Origin of the sequence: Thermococcus sp. 21S9, assembly GCF_012027635.1 — an archaeon.
GTDB lineage: Archaea > Methanobacteriota_B > Thermococci > Thermococcales > Thermococcaceae > Thermococcus.
The window spans coordinates 1,599,013-1,616,319 of sequence record NZ_SNUS01000001.1 but is presented as its reverse complement, the minus strand read 5'-3'; the positions used below and the strand labels follow the sequence as shown (position 1 = coordinate 1,616,319).

At 55.0% G+C, this 17,307-nt stretch carries 19 protein-coding genes; 8 read left to right on the top strand and 11 right to left on the bottom strand.

Features of this window, described 5'->3' with window-relative positions:
• Window position 1: 1 nt before the first annotated feature.
• Together E3E28_RS09140 and E3E28_RS09135 are read right to left on the bottom strand one after the other, a co-directional pair.
• Window positions 2-754, bottom strand: a complete 753-nt coding sequence (locus tag E3E28_RS09140; protein WP_167914827.1) for a sulfide-dependent adenosine diphosphate thiazole synthase — start codon at window positions 752-754, stop codon at window positions 2-4.
• A gap of 183 nt (window positions 755-937) precedes the next feature.
• Complete coding sequence (locus E3E28_RS09135; RefSeq protein WP_167914826.1) at window positions 938-1,492, bottom strand: hypothetical protein; 555 nt, start codon at window positions 1,490-1,492, stop codon at window positions 938-940.
• Between the two features lie 173 nt (window positions 1,493-1,665).
• Here E3E28_RS09135 and thiC point away from each other — a divergent pair, with 173 nt between their 5' ends.
• From thiC to E3E28_RS09100, 7 genes are all read left to right on the top strand, one after another.
• The gene (gene thiC / locus E3E28_RS09130) at window positions 1,666-2,946 is read left to right on the top strand and encodes a phosphomethylpyrimidine synthase ThiC (protein ID WP_167914825.1); all 1,281 of its coding nucleotides are present in this window, start codon (window positions 1,666-1,668) and stop codon (window positions 2,944-2,946) included.
• A 4-nt stretch (window positions 2,947-2,950) separates the two neighbouring features.
• Window positions 2,951-3,610 carry a phosphoribosylaminoimidazolesuccinocarboxamide synthase gene (locus tag E3E28_RS09125; protein ID WP_167914824.1) on the top strand — a complete coding sequence of 220 codons (660 nt, stop codon included), beginning with the start codon at window positions 2,951-2,953 and terminating at the stop codon, window positions 3,608-3,610.
• The gene (locus E3E28_RS09120; RefSeq protein WP_167914823.1) at window positions 3,607-4,539 is read left to right on the top strand and encodes a formate--phosphoribosylaminoimidazolecarboxamide ligase; all 933 of its coding nucleotides are present in this window, start codon (window positions 3,607-3,609) and stop codon (window positions 4,537-4,539) included. Before E3E28_RS09125 ends, E3E28_RS09120 begins: the two co-directional genes overlap by 4 nt.
• On the top strand, window positions 4,536-5,144 hold the full coding sequence (locus E3E28_RS09115; RefSeq protein WP_167914822.1) for an IMP cyclohydrolase: 609 nt from the start codon (window positions 4,536-4,538) through the stop codon (window positions 5,142-5,144). Before E3E28_RS09120 ends, E3E28_RS09115 begins: the two co-directional genes overlap by 4 nt.
• A 13-nt stretch (window positions 5,145-5,157) precedes the next feature.
• Window positions 5,158-6,999: a prolyl oligopeptidase family serine peptidase gene (locus E3E28_RS09110; RefSeq protein ID WP_167915385.1), complete on the top strand. Its 1,842-nt coding sequence runs from the start codon at window positions 5,158-5,160 to the stop codon at window positions 6,997-6,999.
• Between the two features lie 130 nt (window positions 7,000-7,129).
• Complete coding sequence (locus tag E3E28_RS09105) at window positions 7,130-7,828, top strand: ATPase domain-containing protein (protein ID WP_167914821.1); 699 nt, start codon at window positions 7,130-7,132, stop codon at window positions 7,826-7,828.
• 9 nt (window positions 7,829-7,837) lie between these two features.
• A complete protein-coding gene (locus tag E3E28_RS09100; RefSeq protein ID WP_167914820.1) occupies window positions 7,838-8,665 on the top strand; it encodes a translation initiation factor IF-2B subunit alpha in 828 nt (275 codons plus the stop codon).
• A 15-nt stretch (window positions 8,666-8,680) separates the two neighbouring features.
• Here the strand turns inward: E3E28_RS09100 and E3E28_RS09095 are convergent, their stop codons facing one another.
• Window positions 8,681-10,792, bottom strand: a complete 2,112-nt coding sequence (locus tag E3E28_RS09095) for a DUF4350 domain-containing protein (RefSeq protein WP_167914819.1) — start codon at window positions 10,790-10,792, stop codon at window positions 8,681-8,683.
• Between the two features lie 89 nt (window positions 10,793-10,881).
• Here E3E28_RS09095 and E3E28_RS09090 point away from each other — a divergent pair, with 89 nt between their 5' ends.
• Window positions 10,882-11,397, top strand: a complete 516-nt coding sequence (locus tag E3E28_RS09090; protein WP_167915384.1) for a cob(I)yrinic acid a,c-diamide adenosyltransferase — start codon at window positions 10,882-10,884, stop codon at window positions 11,395-11,397.
• Here E3E28_RS09090 and E3E28_RS09085 read toward each other — a convergent pair.
• The 8 genes from E3E28_RS09085 to E3E28_RS09050 form a co-directional block, all read right to left on the bottom strand.
• Window positions 11,390-11,749, bottom strand: coding sequence for a hypothetical protein (locus E3E28_RS09085; RefSeq protein ID WP_167914818.1), 360 nt, complete (start codon window positions 11,747-11,749; stop codon window positions 11,390-11,392). The two genes, E3E28_RS09090 and E3E28_RS09085, sit on opposite strands and share 8 nt — an antisense overlap.
• A gap of 10 nt (window positions 11,750-11,759) precedes the next feature.
• Window positions 11,760-12,128 carry a roadblock/LC7 domain-containing protein gene (locus tag E3E28_RS09080; RefSeq protein WP_042689568.1) on the bottom strand — a complete coding sequence of 123 codons (369 nt, stop codon included), beginning with the start codon at window positions 12,126-12,128 and terminating at the stop codon, window positions 11,760-11,762.
• A gap of 53 nt (window positions 12,129-12,181) precedes the next feature.
• Window positions 12,182-13,447 carry an MFS transporter gene (locus E3E28_RS09075; RefSeq protein ID WP_167914817.1) on the bottom strand — a complete coding sequence of 422 codons (1,266 nt, stop codon included), beginning with the start codon at window positions 13,445-13,447 and terminating at the stop codon, window positions 12,182-12,184.
• 61 nt (window positions 13,448-13,508) lie between these two features.
• Entirely contained in the window at window positions 13,509-14,165 is a 657-nt protein-coding gene (locus E3E28_RS09070; RefSeq protein ID WP_167914816.1) for a DUF4097 family beta strand repeat-containing protein, read from the bottom strand.
• Window positions 14,155-14,856, bottom strand: a complete 702-nt coding sequence (locus tag E3E28_RS09065; protein ID WP_167914815.1) for a DUF4097 domain-containing protein — start codon at window positions 14,854-14,856, stop codon at window positions 14,155-14,157. Before E3E28_RS09065 ends, E3E28_RS09070 begins: the two co-directional genes overlap by 11 nt.
• 4 nt (window positions 14,857-14,860) lie before the next feature.
• Entirely contained in the window at window positions 14,861-16,147 is a 1,287-nt protein-coding gene (locus E3E28_RS09060) for a hypothetical protein (protein ID WP_167914814.1), read from the bottom strand.
• Window positions 16,144-16,554, bottom strand: coding sequence for a helix-turn-helix transcriptional regulator (locus tag E3E28_RS09055; RefSeq protein ID WP_167914813.1), 411 nt, complete (start codon window positions 16,552-16,554; stop codon window positions 16,144-16,146). Before E3E28_RS09055 ends, E3E28_RS09060 begins: the two co-directional genes overlap by 4 nt.
• Before the next feature lie 167 nt (window positions 16,555-16,721).
• Window positions 16,722-17,213 carry a PadR family transcriptional regulator gene (locus E3E28_RS09050; RefSeq protein ID WP_167914812.1) on the bottom strand — a complete coding sequence of 164 codons (492 nt, stop codon included), beginning with the start codon at window positions 17,211-17,213 and terminating at the stop codon, window positions 16,722-16,724.
• Window positions 17,214-17,307: the final 94 nt, after the last annotated feature.

Genomic DNA, 17,307 nt, shown 5'->3' with positions numbered 1-17,307 from the left:
ATCACCTCAGCTTCTCGAGGATTTCGAAGGCCGCTTTCTGTCCGCTCAGGAACATTCCGCCGAATATCGGCCCCATCCTCGGCGCTCCAGCGATAGCATTGGCGGCCATTCCCGTAACGTAGAGGCCCGGAAAGATTTCCCTCGTGTGCTTCACAGTCAGCTCCTCCCCTCTCTCGGCCCACATCGGTCCCTCCCCGGGAACCTGGAGGAAACCGCGCCTGACGAGGTGCTGGGTTATCTGCGCCCCGTGGCCGGTGGCGTCAATCACAAAGCGCGCCTCGACCGTGAGCGGGTCCACGTGAAGGCCCGTCATCATCACAGGTGTCCAGTTGATTACGATTCCCGCGATGCGGTTCTCCTTGAGAACCAAATCCTCGACCTCAACCATGTTGAAGAACCTCACGCCGGCCTTTACGGCCCTGCTCGCTATCGTCGTAGCCGTCTCGATGGCGTCGGCAACGTAGAGGCCGTTCCTGAAGGGTCTGTAGTCTATCCCGAACTCATCGAGGATTTCCCTTGCCTCCTCCTGAACGACGATTTTGTTGAAGCCCATCGCACCGCCCCAGATTCCACCGCCTATTGAGAGCTTCTTCTCGAATATCGCCACCTTCGCACCGTTCTTCGCGAGGTAGTAGCCTGCTACCATTCCCGAGGGGCCGGCACCTACAATAGCGACGTCGAGGCTCAGGCTTTCGAGAAGCTCGGAAGTGTAGGCCTCTATTATCGCCCTGCTTATCTCTATCTCCCTAAGCATCACGACCACCCAAAAATCTTTTAAGTTCCGCTCAAAACTAAGTTTTGAAATTTAAAAACTTTGTTATAAACGGGTTTTAAACTGCAAATGAAATGCGATGTGGGTAAAAAGAGTACATAGCAGAATATATGACTGACCGGAAATACCACCCGGGCAGCAGCCAGAACACTGGCACAGATGGTATTACCAGCTTTCAACTATAGTTGTGTTGATGTTCTTGAACGTTACAGTGACTTCGTTCCTTTTTATGAAACCGACACGGTAAATTTTGTAAATCCGAAGTTTAACGGTTATATTGAGTGATACATTCAGCGGCAGGATATCCCCATTGGAAGAATCCCCTAAGACATGGGGCAGGAGGCCAACAACAATTGTGTACAAATCTTTACCCCGTTTCGTTCGTCTGACCTCGAAGTCCCATTCAATGTTGGAATCGTTCGAATATATTTGAATACTCTCTATCACCGGAAAAATCCCCTTCGCAAACTCTCCCGAATCGCCCACTTCTCTAAAGCTGATGTAAGCTTCCCGGTAAGTTACAGGGGAATACCAAGAGTATGCCTCAAAACTCACACAGATGTCACCAGAACCTGTATAAACCTTCTGAATAGCCCTTGATTCTCCATATCCCAAAAACATACTCTCATTACATGGTCCCGATGGGACAACGTAGGCAGCGTTTGCCAGCAGGAGAATGACTATGTACACCCCAGCGGGAATCATGATTATTTTCCTCATCTCCACCCCTCGAGTTCTGCTTTCTCATTACCAGCATTATTTTGAAAATAAAACATGATTAAAAAAATCTTCACTTCGATTGAATGCCCAAAAATCTTTTAAGTTCAGCTCAAAACTGAGTTTTGAAATTTAAAAACTTTGTTATAAACGGGTTTTAAAACCGGGTGATTGGCATGACCCAGCTTGAGGATGCCAAGCGAGGAGTAATCACCGAGGAGATGAAGTTTATCGCCGAGTGGGAGGGGATAAGTGCCGAGAAGCTCAGGAGGAGCGTGGCAAAGGGGCACACGGTGGTATTCAGGAACGTCCGCCACGACTGGGTTAAGCCGGTGGCAGTTGGCAACGTCGTCCGCGTTAAGGTCAACGCCAACATTGGAACGTCGCGCGACATAGTGGACGTTAAAGCTGAGATAGAGAAGGCTAAGGTCGCCGTGAAATACGGCGCCGACACGATAATGGACCTCTCAACCGGTGGCGACCTTGACTCGATAAGAAAGGCCATAATGAAGGCGGTTGACGTGCCCATCGGCACCGTGCCGATTTACCAGGCCGCCGAGGAGATGCTGGCTAAAGGAAAGGCCATCATTGAGATGACCGAGGACGACATGTGGAGGGCCGTCGAGAAGCACTTCAGGGACGGCGTTGACTACACGACGATTCACGTTGGAGTTACGAAAGAAGTCGTCGAGAAGATGAAAAGGGTAAAGAGAGTCGTCGGCATGGTCTCGCGCGGAGGAACTTTTCTCGCGGCGTGGATACTCCACTGGGGCGAGGAGAACCCGTTCTACAGGGACTACGACTACCTGCTCGAGCTCGCCAAGGAGTACGACGTTGTTCTGAGCCTCGGCGATGGACTTAGACCCGGCGGTCTTCCGGATGCCGGCGACGAGCTTCAGATTGCCGAGCTTTACACCCTCGGAAGGCTCGTGAGGCGCGCGAGGGAAGCCGGAGTCCAGACGATGGTCGAGGGTCCCGGCCACGTGCCGATTGACCAGATTCCGGCCCAGATAAAGCTCGCGAAGGTGGCAACGGACAACGCACCCTTCTACGTCCTCGGCCCAATCGTTACCGACATCTTCCCGGGCTACGACCACATAACTTCAGCCATAGGGGGAGCGATAGCGGCTTTGAACGGAGCGGACTTCCTGTGCTACGTTACTCCAGCCGAGCACCTCGGACTGCCGACGGTCGAGCACGTCCGCGAGGGAGTAATCGCGACGAAGATAGCCGCCCACGCAGTCAATTTGACCCGCTTCGAGGCCGACTTTAAGAAGGACTACCTCATGAGCCTCGCGCGTGGAAGGCTCGAGTGGGCCGGACAGTTCGAACTGAGCCAGGACAGGGAGAAGTTCATCGAGATAAGGAAGGAGAGGCCGACGAAAACCGAGGCCTGCTCGATGTGCGGTGATTTATGCGCGATAAAGCTCATCAACGACATGCTGAGGAAGGGGTGAGAGCTTGAGGCTCGTCTATTCCGGCAAGACGAAGGACGTTTACGAGGACGGCCCCTACCTCGTCTTCCACTTCAAGGACGCCGTTCTCGGGAGGGAAGGCAGTGAGGACAGCGGGGGCAACGAGGTAATCGGCGAGAAAGCCGGGAAGGGAAGCCTCGTTTTGAAGCAGACCGAGTTCTTCTTCAGGTTGCTTGAGGAAAACGGCGTGAAGACGCACTTCGTGGAGAGGATTGACGATAGAAAAGCCCGCTTCCTGAAGGCCGAGAGGATTCCGCTGGAGGTCATCTACCGCGAGCTGGCCTACGGGAGCTTCCTTCGGCGCTACAAAGGCTGGGTGAGGCCGTTCCAGAGGCTCGGGATAGTGGAATTCACCCTGAAGGACGACTCGCTCGACGACCCTCTCATAGCGGAGGAAGCCGTTATTGCCCTCGGAATCTCGAACAGAGAAGAGGTTGAGGCGATGAAGAAAACCACAAGAAAGGTTGCGGGAATCCTGCGGGAGTTCTTTTCCTCGAAGGGTCTCCAGCTCGTTGATTTTAAGCTTGAGTTCGGCAGGCTTGACGGCGGGCTAATCGTCATAGACGAGCTAAGCGGAGATACCATGCGCGTCGCGAGGAACGGGAGGATTCTGACGCGCGAGGAACTCTCGGAGGTGGTTGGATGATAATCTCGACGATAGCGTCTCATTCATCCCTCCAGATTCTCCTCGGAGCCAAAGACGAGGGGTTCATGACGAGGCTCTACGTGAAGCCCGAAAGGAGGGCCTTCTACGCCTCCACGAGGCTCGCGGACGAGCTTGTCGTCACTGAAGACATGGGCGCGATTCTTGACGACGACGGGATAGTAATCCCCCACGGCTCCTTTGTGGCTTACCTCGGCCTTGAGAGAATAGAGAGGGCCAGGGCAAAGCTCTTTGGCAACAGGCACTTCCTCAAGTGGGAAACCAGCTTTGAACTCCAGGATAAAGCTCTCGACGAGGCGGGAATTCCGAGGGTTCGGGTCATCGAGCCCGATGAGATTGAGCCGGGGAAGCTCTACTTCGTCCGCCTTGAGGGGCCGAGGGGAGGGAGCGGGCACTTCATAGCGCGCGGGGAGGAGCTTGAGGAGAAGTTAGGGGAGCTTAGGGAACCCCACAGAATAGAGGAGTTCGTCCCGGGCGTTTACCTCTACGTCCACTTCTTCTACTCGCCGATTCTGGGGAGGCTCGAACTCCTCGGCGTCGACGAGCGCGTTGTTATAGCCGATGGAAACGCCCGCTGGCCAGTGAAACCGCTCCCCTACACGATAGCGGGGAACGTTGGCGTCGCTTTGAGGGAGTCGCTCCTTCCGAGGCTCTACGACTACGGTCTGGCATTCGTGGAAGCCATGAAGAAGCTCGAACCGCCCGGAATCATCGGCCCCTTCGCGCTCCACTTCGCCTACGACGGTAGCTTTAGGGCGATAGGCTTCGCCTCGCGCATCGACGGCGGTTCAAACGCCCTCCACTGGTACGGAAGGCTCTACTGGGACGAGCCCATGAGCGTCGGAAGGAGGATAGCGCGGGAAATCAGGCTGGCCATCGATGAAGACCGGCTCGGGGAGGTGGTGACGTGACCTACACTGGCAGAACCCTCGGGGTCGGGCTTATGAAGGGGAAGCCCTTCGCCTTCTACCTCCTCTGCTCCCGCTCCTTTCCGAGAAGGAGGGCAATCGTAAGGGAAAACGCCGTCTACATCGAGAACTTAACAAAGACAGACAACCCCTACGTGAGCTACCCTGTGGTGAGGCTCCTCAGCGAATACGCCGTAGTCACGAACGGCCTCCAGACGGACTTCATAGCCCAGGCCCTTGAGTGGGAAAGCCCGAAAAAGGCCCTAATCCACGTTCTTGATGCCCTCGACTACGAGAGAGATGAATACAGCACACCGAGGATAGCCGGGATAATCGGAACCGACGGTAAGGGCTGGCTCGGCTTCGCCGGAAGGGATGAGTTCTGGGTGAAGGAACTGAAACTGAGGGAAGGAAAGGCCTTCGTCACGGCAACCTACAACCTCGGTTTCACCGAGCTTGAGTTTCCAGCTTTCGAGAGTGCTGAAGAACTCGCGAGAAAGGCTCTGGAGCTTCCCTTTGAAAAGAAGGTGCTCGCCATTGGGATAGTGGAAGACAAAGGGTGGAGCGTCGGGACGGCAAACGTTTTTATCCCCTCCGCCGAACGTTAAGACGGTGATTTTCATGGACGAATATATATGGGCCGAGAACCTGAGGGATGAGCGCGTTCTGAAGCTCGTCGAGGAGGAGAATAAACGCTTCAGGGAGTTCATAGGAAAGCTGAGCGACGAACTCTTCCCCGAGGTCTGGGAGTACTACTCGATTCCAACCCTTGTTTCTGCGAAGCTGACGGGGAAGGGCGTTGTGGCGATGTACCGCGAGAGGGACCGGCAAATCATCAGGTGGCTCGGCGGGGAAGTCATAGTTGACTCAAAGGAGCTTGAAAAGGAGCTTAACGACGAGGTTCTTCTTCAGGGCTTCACCGCGGACGGAAAGGGCAGGTTCTTGGCATACAGCTTCTCGATAGGCGGTGCCGACGAGGGGATAACGAGAATAATAGACCTCGAAACCGGCGAGCTAATCGAGGAGTTCAGGCCGTCGGTGTGGAACGTCACCTTCCTTGAGGACGGCTACTACTTCGCCCGCTTCTACAGGAGTGGGGAGACCCCCAATGGAGTTAAGGCTCCAGCAGTGAGGCTTTTCAGAAAGGACAAAAGCGGAGAAAAACTCGTCTTCGGAGAGGGCCTCGGCTCCGGCTACTTTATCTCGCTGAGGAAGAGCAGTGACAAGAGAACGGCGATGGTTACGGTAACCTTCGGCTGGAACAGCGCGGAAATCTACGCCGGTCCGATAGACGAGCCCGAGAAGTGGGAGAAGGTTTACTCAGCGGACGTTCCGGTTGAACCGGTTGACGTCCGCGACGGCAAACTCTACCTCCTGACGAGGGAAGGGAAAGGCTTAGGAAAGCTCATCGCGGTTGGTGAAAAAGTCGAGGAGGTAATCCCCGAGGGCGAGTTCCCCCTTGAGTGGGCCGTCTTGGTTGGGGACAAAATCCTCGCGGGCAGGCTCGTGCACGCGAGCCACAGACTTGAGGTTTACTCGCTCGACGGAGAAAAGCTTAACGAGATAACCTTTGACCTCCCGGGGAGCGTTTACCCGCTCGATACCGATGGAAAGAGGGTTTTGCTCCGCTACGAGAGCTTTACAATCCCATACCGGCTCTACGAGTTCGACGGAGAGCTCAAGCTCATTGAGGGACAAGAAATCGAAGGGAACTTCAGGGTCGAGGAGGACTTCGCGGTCTCGAAGGACGGGACGAGAGTTCACTACTTCCTTGTTAAGGGCGAGAGGGACGAGAAGAAAGCGTGGGTCTTCGGATACGGGGGCTTCAACATCTCGCTGACGCCTCGCTTTTTCCCGCAGGTGATTCCCTTCATAAAGCGCGGGGGAACCTTCGGAATGGCCAACCTGCGCGGTGGAAGCGAGTACGGCGAGAAGTGGCACAGGGCGGGAATGAGAGAAAATAAGCAGAACGTCTTCGACGACTTCATAGCCGTCCTTGAGAAGCTGAAGGGGCAGGGATACAGGGTCTCCGCGTGGGGAAGGAGCAACGGTGGTCTTCTCGTCTCGGCAACCCTCGTCCAGAGGCCGGACGTGATGGATTCCGCTCTAATAGGATACCCAGTTATAGATATGATGCGCTTCCACAAGCTCTACATCGGTAGCGTCTGGGTTCCGGAGTACGGCAACCCCGACGACCCGAGGGACAGGGAATTCCTGCTGAAGTACAGCCCCTACCACAACGTCAGGCCTGCAGAATACCCGCCGACGCTCATCTACACAGGTTTGCACGACGACCGCGTGCACCCGGCCCATGCAATAAAGTTCTTCCTGAAGCTGAAAGAGGTGGGAGCGCCGGTTTACCTCCGCGTCGAGACCAAGAGCGGGCACATGGGCGCTTCTCCCGAGACGAGGGCGAGAGAGCTGACAGATTTGCTCGCATTCGTGCTTAAGACCCTCTCTTGATTCCCACTCATGTTAGTTGTGCAGTTCTCCCCTATTCCTTTTTTCGAAGTTCTGCCGAAAGGTATTCGGCCTCCACGGGGAGAGATAAGCTTATATTGGGAACGCCGTTAAAAGATATGGCTGAGAGGCAATGGTCGCAGGAAGGATTTCAACCGGGGTCCCTGGCCTTGATGTAATGCTTCACGGCGGGCTGATTCCCGGGAGGGTTTACCTCGTCAAGGGCTCCCCTGGAACCGGAAAAACCACCCTGGCAATGCACTTTGCAATGGCGGGGGTGGCGAACGGTGAGAGTGTACTGTACATAACCCTGGAAGAGCCCGCCGAGAACATAAGAGAGGACTTCGGAAGGATGGGCTTCGACGTTTATCACGAGGACTTCACCCTAATCGATGCCACCCCAACAACCGAGCACTACGTCCTTGTGGAGGACTTCTTCGAGACCTTTGCAAAGAACCTCAACAAGCTCACGGAGTCAATAAAGGAACAGTTCAGGATGAGGCGATACTCGAGGGTCGTCGTTGACCCGATAACCATGCTCAAGCTCGCCAGCAGGGAGGAGATTGATTACAGGAAGGCATTTCTGACCTTCGTCAAGAGCATGATGCGTCTCAAGGTAACTGTTCTCATAACGTCCGAGCTCGAGAGGACAGACATCGAGGAATACCTTGTCAGCGGTGTCATCGAGATGAAGCTCTTCGAGAGGGACGGCAGGCTGACGCGGGCCATTAAGGTTACCAAGTTCCGCGGAAGCGGATTCGACAACGTCATAAGACCCTACGAGATAACCGAGACCGGGATGGTGGTTCACCCCGACAGAACGGTGCTGTGAGGGTTTGGGATGCTTCCCCAGGAGGTCAGGTCTATTCTTGAAGAACTTCGCGCCGAGAGGATACGCGGTGCCAGCTGGATGGCCAGACGGGGGGCGGAAGCCTACCTGGTTCTATCGGACCTCCTTGAGGGGGAGGAGCTTAGAAAGGCCCTCATAGAGCTCAGGCACGAGCTTCCAAGGATAAACCCGACGATGGCTTCCCTCTACAACCTCTCGCGCTTCATTCCCGTAACGGACAATCCTATCCTCGTCAGGTCCCGGGCGGAAGAGTTTCTCCGCCTGATTGACGAGGCGAAGAAGACAATCGGCAACATCGGAAGCGAGCTCATAGAGGACGGAGACACGGTTATAACGCACTCCTTCTCGTCGGCGGTCTTCGAGATACTCCGGACTGCAAAGGCCAAGGGGGTGAACTTCAAGGTAATTCTCACCGAGAGCGCCCCGGACTACGAGGGAATAGCACTGGCGAGCGCCCTCGAACGGGAAGGAATCCGCTTCGAGGTCATAACAGACGCCCAGCTCGGCCTCTTCGCGAGGAACGCCACGATAGCCCTTGTGGGAGCGGACAACGTAACGCGCGATGGAGCGGTTGTGAACAAAGCCGGCACATATCTCCTCGCCCTGGCGTGCCACGAGAACGGCGTTCCCTTCTACGTTGCAACCGAGAGTTTCAAACTCCACCCCGAGCTTAAGAGCAACGAGGTCGAAATCCTCGAGAGGCCCTACGCGAGGCAGGGCTACCGCGTGAGGAACTTCCTCTTCGACATCACACCCTGGAAATACATCCGGGGCATAATAACGGAACTCGGGATTCTCGTCCCGCCGAGGGAAATTTAAAGAAAAGGAAGGAAATCAGCTCTCCTCAACCAGCCAGAGGAGAGCGCCCTTGATGAACGGCCAGTTGCTCTTGATGTACTTGCCGTAGTAGGCATCGCTGAGGGCCTTGCTTGAGCCGTAGACGACTATCTTGCCCTTTCCGAAGGTTACTGCAACGGCAACGACGGGCTCGCTTCCCTTCTCGTAGATGGTGTTGCCGTTGGCGTCAACAGCGTAGGCGCTCTCGTAGCCCTTGATTATCCACTTAGCGTCGCCGGTAATCTTGAGGGTGTCACCGTTGTAGTACATCGTCCAGTTCTCGGGGATGTACTTGGTGATGGCGCAGTTCCTGTTGTAGATTCCGACGAACGGATAGTAGGGCTTTCCACTGTTCTTCTCGTCGTCCATGAGCTCGGTCTTCTCGAACTGGACGCCGGTACCCTCGAGGAGCTCGTTGAGACTGTCGCTGAGATACTTATACCAGTCGCCGGCCACGAACAGGGCACCGCCTTCCTCAACGTACTTCCTGAGTGCCTGTATTTCCTCGTCGCTCAGCTTTGTCTTGGGGTTGGTGAGTATAACGACGTCGTACTTCTTCAGCTCATCGTAGGTGAGCGGGGCGTAGGTCACGTTGACCTCCCAGCCGAGCTTCTCTATGTCCTCCTGGAGGCCGGTGAAGCCGTATTTGGTGAAGTAGTACTGACCGTGCGAGAGGTCTATGAGTACCTTGGTGATGTGAATCGTGTAGTTAGCCGTAGTCTGGTTGGTGACGGTTCCGTTCGAGGGTGCGGTCACGTTTCCGGTCGTCTGATTGGCCGTCTGGTTGGTCTCGTTCGCCGGCGGGTGGCAGAGTGGCTCAACCTTGGCGAGCGTTTCCTGGAGTATCGGAAGAACCTTCTCTATTCTCTCCGTGACGTCCTGAGCAAGGAAGCGCGCCTTCCTTATGTGGACCATAACGGAATAGGTGTAAAGCCTGTTTCCGGAAAGGAAGAGTGCAGTCCTCTTCTTCATCTCAAGGAACTTGGCGTACTCGGCCTTGGTGAGGTTGTAGTTGGTCTCAATCCACTTAACGTCGTCGGAGAGGTCGCCGAGGTTCACACCGCACTTCTGGAGCTCCTGGACGGTGGTTGTAAAGTTAGCGTAGAGCTCATCGAGCTGGGGTGCAATCTTGTTGTAGCCGTTCTCATAGAAGTAAGTGAGGCCATAGAACAGCCTGTACGGGTTGACGTAGACGTGAACCTGCTTGGTTATGAAGTCGTTAACGCCCTCCCCAACGATTTCAGCGGTCACGTTGTAGTCACCGGTGGCGGTCGGAATCCACACCTTCTCGAGGGTCTCGGTGCTCTTGGGCCCGAGGGTGAGGTTCTCGGTGTAGAGCGGGACGCCGTTTATCTTGAGGTAGAAAGTAACGTTGGTCTCCGCGTCTCCGCTGTTGGTGATGCTGACATAAACCTTGCTCGGGAGCCCAGAGTAGAGGGGCTCGTTTATGTTGAGGGAGCTAACGGCAACGGGAACGTAGTACACAATCTCAAGATATGGACGTTCGTCAACATACTTGCTCTCCTTGGAGTTGTATCCAACACTCTCATCTACAATGCCCTCGGAATCAGAGATTAGAACAAAGCTAACAACTTTATCAGTCTCAAACTGAGACCTGACGAAGTCCGTCACATTCCAGACAGACCAGTGCTTTACCGGGTAGTCCCCTCTGTTCGAGTCTGGAACAAGGTCCTTATCAAGGAACTGGCCCGCAAGGGGTTTGTTGTCCCAAGTTATTGTATCCTCGCTCCAAGAGTCATTTTCAACGGCATAAACGCTGACGTTAATCGGCTGGGCATATGTGCCCCAGTATGTATACAGGTGGAGGGTAGCACTGACTATAACTGCACCAGGAGGTATCGACGAGAGGTCGAACTTGAGGTACGCTCGCTCATTTCCATGGTCCCGATAGTATGTCCCCACGTAGAGGTTATATGAAGACCCATAGTTCGTATCGGGCGTGGTGCTTTTAACGTATGCGTCGTCGGTTGGCCCTATTGAAACCGTCTTTATTACATAGTTTGATGTTGCACCCACCTCTGCGAACATGGGCGTTGGAATCAGCCCTACCAAGAATAGTAACACAATTGCAACGGCCAGACGCTTCATAGCATCACCCGAGCTTTATCCACAGCCCCCCTAAAAAGCTTTCCGGAAGCCTAATAAACATGGGGATGTTAAAAACGCCGGTGATGCCCATGCCAATAACCACCAAGACTGGCGATAAAGGCCTGACCGGTCTCTTCACGGGCGAAAGAGTCGCCAAAAACTCCCCGATAATGGAGGCAAACGGGACGATTGATGAACTCGACAGCTTCATCGGTGAGGCAAAGCACTACGTGCCGGATGAGATGGTGGGAATCCTTGAAAAGGTTCAAGTCCAGCTCTACGACCTGATGGCGGAACTCGCGAGCAAGGGCAAATATGCCAAGGTCGGTGATGAGGAGATTAAATGGCTCGAAGAGCTCACGAGGAAGTACGAGGACGAGCTCCAGCTCAGGGCATTCGTCCTGCCGGGCTCAACGGTGGCGAGTGCCAAGCTCGACGTCTGCAGGGCGATAGCGCGAAGGGCAGAGCGGAAGGTCGCGAAGCTCTACCTTGAGGTCGGCATAGGGGAGAAGGCACTCGTCTACCTCAACAGGCTCAGCGACCTGCTCTTCGTGATGGCGAGGCTCATAGAAAAGCGCGAGGGAAAACTGAGGGAGGTCAAATAGAGCGCCGGTACTCCTCCATTGCCTCCTCGTAGCGGTCGCTGAGGAGTTCGTTTGCCCTGCTTTCCACGTCTTTCAATGCCTTCTCGGCCTCTTCAAGGCTCGGGCTGACGACGGCAACTCCGAGCCCGCCGATTCGCTTTATCGCTATCACCTTCTTCCCGTTGCGGATGAAAACCTCCACGCTCCCCTCAAGGCCCAGCTCTCCAGCATTCTTCTCGATGTAGTGGAGAACGTCCTCTATGTGCGCCCCGAGCCTCTCGTTGCCCTCAAGGCTGAGGCCGTCCTGGGTGATGACCATCTCATAGATTTCTGGCTTGTCCTTCCACAAAAATGAAAGAATGCGAATGGGCATGGCGACCACCTCAGTAGAGCATCTCCTCAAGTTTCGGAAGGACCTTCCTGAGCTCAAGCTTCATCCTGCCGAGGTTGAGGTCGGCGTCGCCGATGACTATCAGGTAGTAGTCGCTTCCTATCGGGTTGGTGAACATCCTGGCGTTCTTGAACTCGAGAATGGCCTCCTTGAGCTCCCCTGCCCCGAACTGGTCGCCCATCAGCTTTATGGCAGAAACGAGCTCGTGGAGGACTCCGGCGATGGCCTCGCGGTCGAGGTTCTTCTTCATCGCCGACTCGATGACGAGGCCGTCCTTGTCGACCACTATCGTTCCTATGACTCCGTCGATTTCCAGCATGTCCGTGAGTATTTTACCCATCACGAGGTCCACCGCGCTCATTTTACCACCCCCACGAGCTCGTCAACAAAAGTTACAAAAAGTATTTAAAAGTTTTACGGCCTCGGATTCATCACTTCTCCCTCTGGTGGTCCGTCAACGTCTTTTAGAAGAACATCCCGGTATTTCACCCAGTAGTAGACCACCACGACCGCCATGCCAGACCATATCCCGAGCGCCACGAGCCACGCCGGGTAGAGGTTCAGAAGGGGACCGACGAGGACGAGACCGAGGGGCGTGGCAATCCTCGTGAGGATTCCAAGGGCCGAGAAGACCCTACCGCGAACCTCGCTCGGAACGGCGCGCTGAATCTTCGACTGTATCGGAATGTCTATGAAGGCCTCTGCAACTCCCATGACAATCGCAACGGCCATCAGGAGGACGAAGGCCCCGTTTCTGTCCAGGTTCGATGCGGGCGATATTAACCAGACGAACACCATCATCACGAGGCCGTTGACGAACATCGCCCTGAAGAGGAAGCGCCCGGCCTCCTTACCGAACTTCACTGCTATGATAACGTTCCCCAGCAAAGCCCCGCCCATGAAAAAGCTCTCCATGAGGCCGAACTGGACGCTCGTGAACTTGAGCACTTCCCTCATCGCGTAGGGGAGAAGCACTGCTCCGAAGGGCGCCCCGAAGATTCCCATGAATATCGCGAACGTCATCAGGGTCTTAAGGTAGCTGTGTCTGAAAATGAAGCGGACCCCCTCCTTTATGTCGCTCAACACCTGGCCGATGCCTTCAATCGGCTTCGCCTTCCACTCGTAGTGAATGAGCATCTCGAACAGGCCGGAACCGAAGAAGCTGACCGCGTTTATCAGAATCGCGAGCCTAATCCCGCCGATTCCGTAGATTAAACCACCCAAAGCAGGACCGAGGAGGCGCGCTATTATGGTCAGCGAGGCAACCGTCGAGTTGGCCTTTTCGAGGAGCTCCTTATCCACCAAATCCGGGAACATCGCCCCCGTTCCCGCGGAGAAGAACGAGCCGAGGATTGCCATGACAACCTGAACGGCGAGGAGCTGATAGATGCCGAGGAAGTTGAAGGCGATGACGCCGAATAGGAGGACTCCCCTGAGCAGGTCGAAGCCGACCATGAGCCACTTTCTGTTATACCTGTCGCCAACGACACCGGCGAAGGGCATGACGATGATTGAGGGGATTATCTCCGCTAATATGAAGAGCGTCATCATCGAACCGCTGTGGGTCTGGTCGAGCACGTAGAGTGGCAATGCGACGTCCTGAACCGCCCAGCCGAGCTGGGAGATGAAACGACCGATGGCAAAGAGCCAGAAGTTCCGGCCGAGGCCCTTAGAGTTCATACCTATCACCGCATTCTTTAACTCTTTAGTTGTCGAATTAAGTGATTAAAGGATTAAAGAATCAAACCAGCTCGACCCGGACGTCGCCGTTCACGGTCTTCACCCGGATTAGGAAGTCCCCGGTTCCAATGACGCCGTCGGGAATCCCGACCAGCTCCACGTCGCCGTTGACCTTCTTCGCCTCAACCCTCGCATCGCAGAACTCCGTTAGCCGGAGGGTTATGTCACCGTTAACGCAGTTCACCGAGACGTCCCCTTCAAGCTCCTCAATCGTTACCGTTATGTCTCCGTTCACAGTGGAAACCTCCAGCGGGCCGGCAACGGGCAGGTAGGCCTCTATCTCGCCGTTCACGCTCTTTATCAGCTCGGCCTCGCAGTCACTCAGCTTTATCTCCCCGTTCACTGTGGTCACTTCCGTGAAACGAACCCCTTTGGCTGTGAGCTCCCCGTTCACGTTCTTGGCCCTCACAGGGACGCCTTTAGGCACTTTAAGCTCCATCTCGACCCAGCCTTCCTCGGCCTTGACGATGCCCACGAACCTGAACTTTCTCTTCGGCTCCTCCCTTATGACGAGCTTCCCGTTTTCGTTCTCGATTATCACTTCCACCTCGCCGTGTGTCGTGTAGTTAACCTCGACGTGGTCGTTTTCCCAGCCCTCAATCTCAATCCGGCCGTTCGTGGCCTTCAGGTCAACTTCCCGGACGTTTTCAAACATCATCGAACTCACCCCAGGTATCAACTACAATGACACCTTTCATGCTTGAAAGCTGAATTCTGTGCTCGCCACTCCCAAGGAGGCGTCCCGAATTCAGGATAACCCCTTCATAGTTCCCTTCAACCTCAATCAATGCATCGCAATCATCGGGCAGGGACAGCCTGAGGGAGCCCATGACGACCGAGACATCGATTGGTGCCTCCAGTTCAAGCACCTTGAGCTCAATGCTTCCCATTGAGAGCGCTATCTCAGTCCTTTCCCAGACATATATGGAACCACTGAGCCTCGCTGGGCCGACTGCGAGTTTTCTAACGGTGCAGTCTGTAAGCGTCCCGGTGGTCTCCCCAATCGCGAGGGAGCCGAAGCTCACCCCTTCGGCGTGCAGAGAGGCTCTCTTCATTCCCGCCGATACTTTCACGTTCCCTGGGACTCTTACCACCAATCGAGCGCGTTCTTTGTTCTTCCTCGGAAGGTTTCTGAGCTTCCAGCCGGTGGAAGTGAGGATTTTAAGCTCTCCTGAGCTTTTCTTCAGGGAAAACGCCGACTCCGACAAGGCTTCAACGTGAACAGTCCCGTCGGGCGAAGGAAGTATTTCCACGTCCGCATCGACGAGCTTCATCCAGACCGTTTTAATATCCCCAAATTCCACAAGGAGGGCACCCTCAGCGCAGTTGGAACACTCTTCTGGCCCCATGCCATCACCCCACGTAGTTCATCAGCTCGTCGAGGAGCTCCTTGACGCGCCGGGTCAGCCTTGCCCTGTCAACTCCGAGCCCCTCGATGAGGCCCGCGCTCTGCTCCTCAACGATTTCCTTCGCCTTTCTAACCACGAGGCGGTAGGCTTCCTCGTTCTCTATGGTGTGGGTCCTTCCGCCCGCCCTAATCTTGACGACCCCATCCCTGGCGGAGATTACAACGTCCTCGATGCGTATCTTCGCCCGCCCCTTGCCTACGGTAACTGAGATATCTCCGGAGCGGAGCGAGACGGCTTCACCGAGGCTGAGTGTTTCGTTTCCGCTCCTGTAAACAACCCTGTTCCCGTCGACTTCGATGGAGAACTCGTCGGTCTGGATTTTCAACCGGTCGCCGACCTTGGTGAGCTGGAAGCCGTTGCGGAGCTCCCTGATGGTGAGCATGCCCTCAGGCTTCTTTGGGTTCCCGTCGCGGATTCTGAAGGGTCCTATCTTCACTTCCTCTCCGTGGGGCGTTTCGATGACCTCAACGAACGGGACCTTGACGTACTCGAAGTCCTCGCCCTCGTAGACCCTGACGATGCCGAGGTCCACCGCCGTTGAGCCCTTCTTAACCTTCCTGTAGAGCCTGTCCGGGTTAATCAGGCGGTTCGCTTCCTCAACGAAGCCCTCGTCGGCCTTCGTTTTCTTCCCGACTTCAACCTCGCCCCAAACAGCCACCGGGCTTAGGAGGGCCCGTCTTATCGTTCCTATCGGCGTTTCGGCTTCCACCTCAACGTCGCCGTCTATCACCCAGCCCACCCGCTTTCCTCCGAATTTGACTGGGTACGCCTTTCCACTTCCCTTCAGCCTCACGTCGCCGAAGTCGGCCCCCCTGAACTCGTAGGCCTTCTTCTCGACCTTCCAGTCAAGGTTTCTCTCCTTACCCTTTCCAATTAGGAGCCCGGCTATGGCGAGGACGACGGCGTAGGCGAAGGCCCTCCCCGCCAGGTTGTGAAGGTCCGCGGGCATGCCGAGCCACCCGCCGAAGTACAGGAACAGGGACGTCCAGAGGAAGGCCTTGGCGAGCGCGAATATAATCCCGCTAATCGTTATGCCGAGCCATTTGCCCACGTTCAGCAGTTCGAAGGCGAATATCAGCGCGATTATCGCGTAGACCATGTAGCGGTTGTAGGGTTCGAGGCCGAGGTGGCCCTTGAAGAGCCAGACTATCAGCAGGACGGCGGTTATCTTCTTCAGGTACTCCGCGACCTTGAAGCGCGGGCTTTCCTCGGTATAAAACGGATAGCTCATTCTTCCACCTCCTCAAGTGCGGTTATGATTTCAAGCAGGCGCAAAAACAAACGTCCGTCGGGCGAGATTTCGTACTTGTCGCCCTTTCTGACCATTCTCGTCTTGAGAAGGAGCTTGAGATGATGCGAAACGGTTGGACTTTCAACGCCGAGGGCCTCTTTAATCTCCTTGAAGCCCATCGGCCGTTTGGATAGCATTTTGAGAATTCTAATCCTGTCCGGGTTTGCCAGAGCCTTGAGGGTCTTCGCGGCTTTCTCCTCGTCGAGTTCCGGGAGCTGGCCGTCGCTCAGCTTCTTCCTGAGCCTCTCCTTTATGGATAGCATGACCTCATCAACGGGGTCAACGCTTTCCTCAAGCAGGGCCAGCTTCCTCCTTAGTTCCTCAAGCTGGGCCTTCAGCTCGTCCATGCTACCACCGGGTACAGACTTTTGTAGTACAATTTTCTGTACTTAACTGGTGCCGAAGGTATATAAAAGTTTATCGGTTTTACCGTCAGGGCAATGAATCTAAGAAACTGAGGAACGTACGGCGTAACAAAGTCAGAGAAGGATAAAAGAGGCAAAGATACTGGGATTCATCCGAGCCTGGATTCTATGGCCCTAATCTCGTCGTCGAGCAGGTCCCTAATCTGCTTGAGGAGCTCAAGGTACTCCTTCAGCGTTTCCTTGTTTATCTTCCGCTCCTTACCGCGCTCGTCCAGCTTCTTTTTGAGCCTCTCGTGGTAGCTTATCGCGGTGTAAAGTGAGCGCAAAGCCAAGTCATTAGACGTCCTCAGGTACTCCCAACCCTTGTCGGTGAGCCTGTACTTTACGCGCCTCACCTTACCGCGATACTCTTCCCTCGGTTCAAGAAGACCTTCCTCGACCATCTTGTTGAGGAGAGTGTAGAGGTTGCTGTGGCTCGGCTTCCAGATTCCAACGGTGAACTTCTCCAGCTCCTTGAGTATCTCGTAGCCGTGGGTTTCCCCCTTCAGGCCCACGATAACCAGGATGATGTTCTTCAGCGGGACCGTGAAGAGGCCCTTTATGATTTTCCTCTCGAACTCCGTCTCAACCACCCCTGACATGTAGATGACCAAAAACCTTTATAAACTATTCCCCTTGATGACATGTCGAAAATAGACATGTTTAAAAATGAAGTGTTGAAGTGCAACATAGGTG

Coding starts and splice junctions, on each gene's coding strand:
- E3E28_RS09140 (WP_167914827.1), bottom strand. CDS start 754: ATGCTTAGGGAGATAGAGATAAGCAGGGCGATAATAGAGGCCTACACT.
- E3E28_RS09135 (WP_167914826.1), bottom strand. CDS start 1,492: ATGAGGAAAATAATCATGATTCCCGCTGGGGTGTACATAGTCATTCTC.
- thiC (WP_167914825.1), top strand. CDS start 1,666: ATGACCCAGCTTGAGGATGCCAAGCGAGGAGTAATCACCGAGGAGATG.
- E3E28_RS09120 (WP_167914823.1), top strand. CDS start 3,607: ATGATAATCTCGACGATAGCGTCTCATTCATCCCTCCAGATTCTCCTC.
- E3E28_RS09110 (WP_167915385.1), top strand. CDS start 5,158: ATGGACGAATATATATGGGCCGAGAACCTGAGGGATGAGCGCGTTCTG.
- E3E28_RS09105 (WP_167914821.1), top strand. CDS start 7,130: ATGGTCGCAGGAAGGATTTCAACCGGGGTCCCTGGCCTTGATGTAATG.
- E3E28_RS09100 (WP_167914820.1), top strand. CDS start 7,838: ATGCTTCCCCAGGAGGTCAGGTCTATTCTTGAAGAACTTCGCGCCGAG.
- E3E28_RS09095 (WP_167914819.1), bottom strand. CDS start 10,792: ATGAAGCGTCTGGCCGTTGCAATTGTGTTACTATTCTTGGTAGGGCTG.
- E3E28_RS09090 (WP_167915384.1), top strand. CDS start 10,882: ATGCCAATAACCACCAAGACTGGCGATAAAGGCCTGACCGGTCTCTTC.
- E3E28_RS09085 (WP_167914818.1), bottom strand. CDS start 11,749: ATGCCCATTCGCATTCTTTCATTTTTGTGGAAGGACAAGCCAGAAATC.
- E3E28_RS09080 (WP_042689568.1), bottom strand. CDS start 12,128: ATGAGCGCGGTGGACCTCGTGATGGGTAAAATACTCACGGACATGCTG.
- E3E28_RS09075 (WP_167914817.1), bottom strand. CDS start 13,447: ATGAACTCTAAGGGCCTCGGCCGGAACTTCTGGCTCTTTGCCATCGGT.
- E3E28_RS09070 (WP_167914816.1), bottom strand. CDS start 14,165: ATGATGTTTGAAAACGTCCGGGAAGTTGACCTGAAGGCCACGAACGGC.
- E3E28_RS09065 (WP_167914815.1), bottom strand. CDS start 14,856: ATGGGGCCAGAAGAGTGTTCCAACTGCGCTGAGGGTGCCCTCCTTGTG.
- E3E28_RS09060 (WP_167914814.1), bottom strand. CDS start 16,147: ATGAGCTATCCGTTTTATACCGAGGAAAGCCCGCGCTTCAAGGTCGCG.
- E3E28_RS09055 (WP_167914813.1), bottom strand. CDS start 16,554: ATGGACGAGCTGAAGGCCCAGCTTGAGGAACTAAGGAGGAAGCTGGCC.
- E3E28_RS09050 (WP_167914812.1), bottom strand. CDS start 17,213: ATGTCAGGGGTGGTTGAGACGGAGTTCGAGAGGAAAATCATAAAGGGC.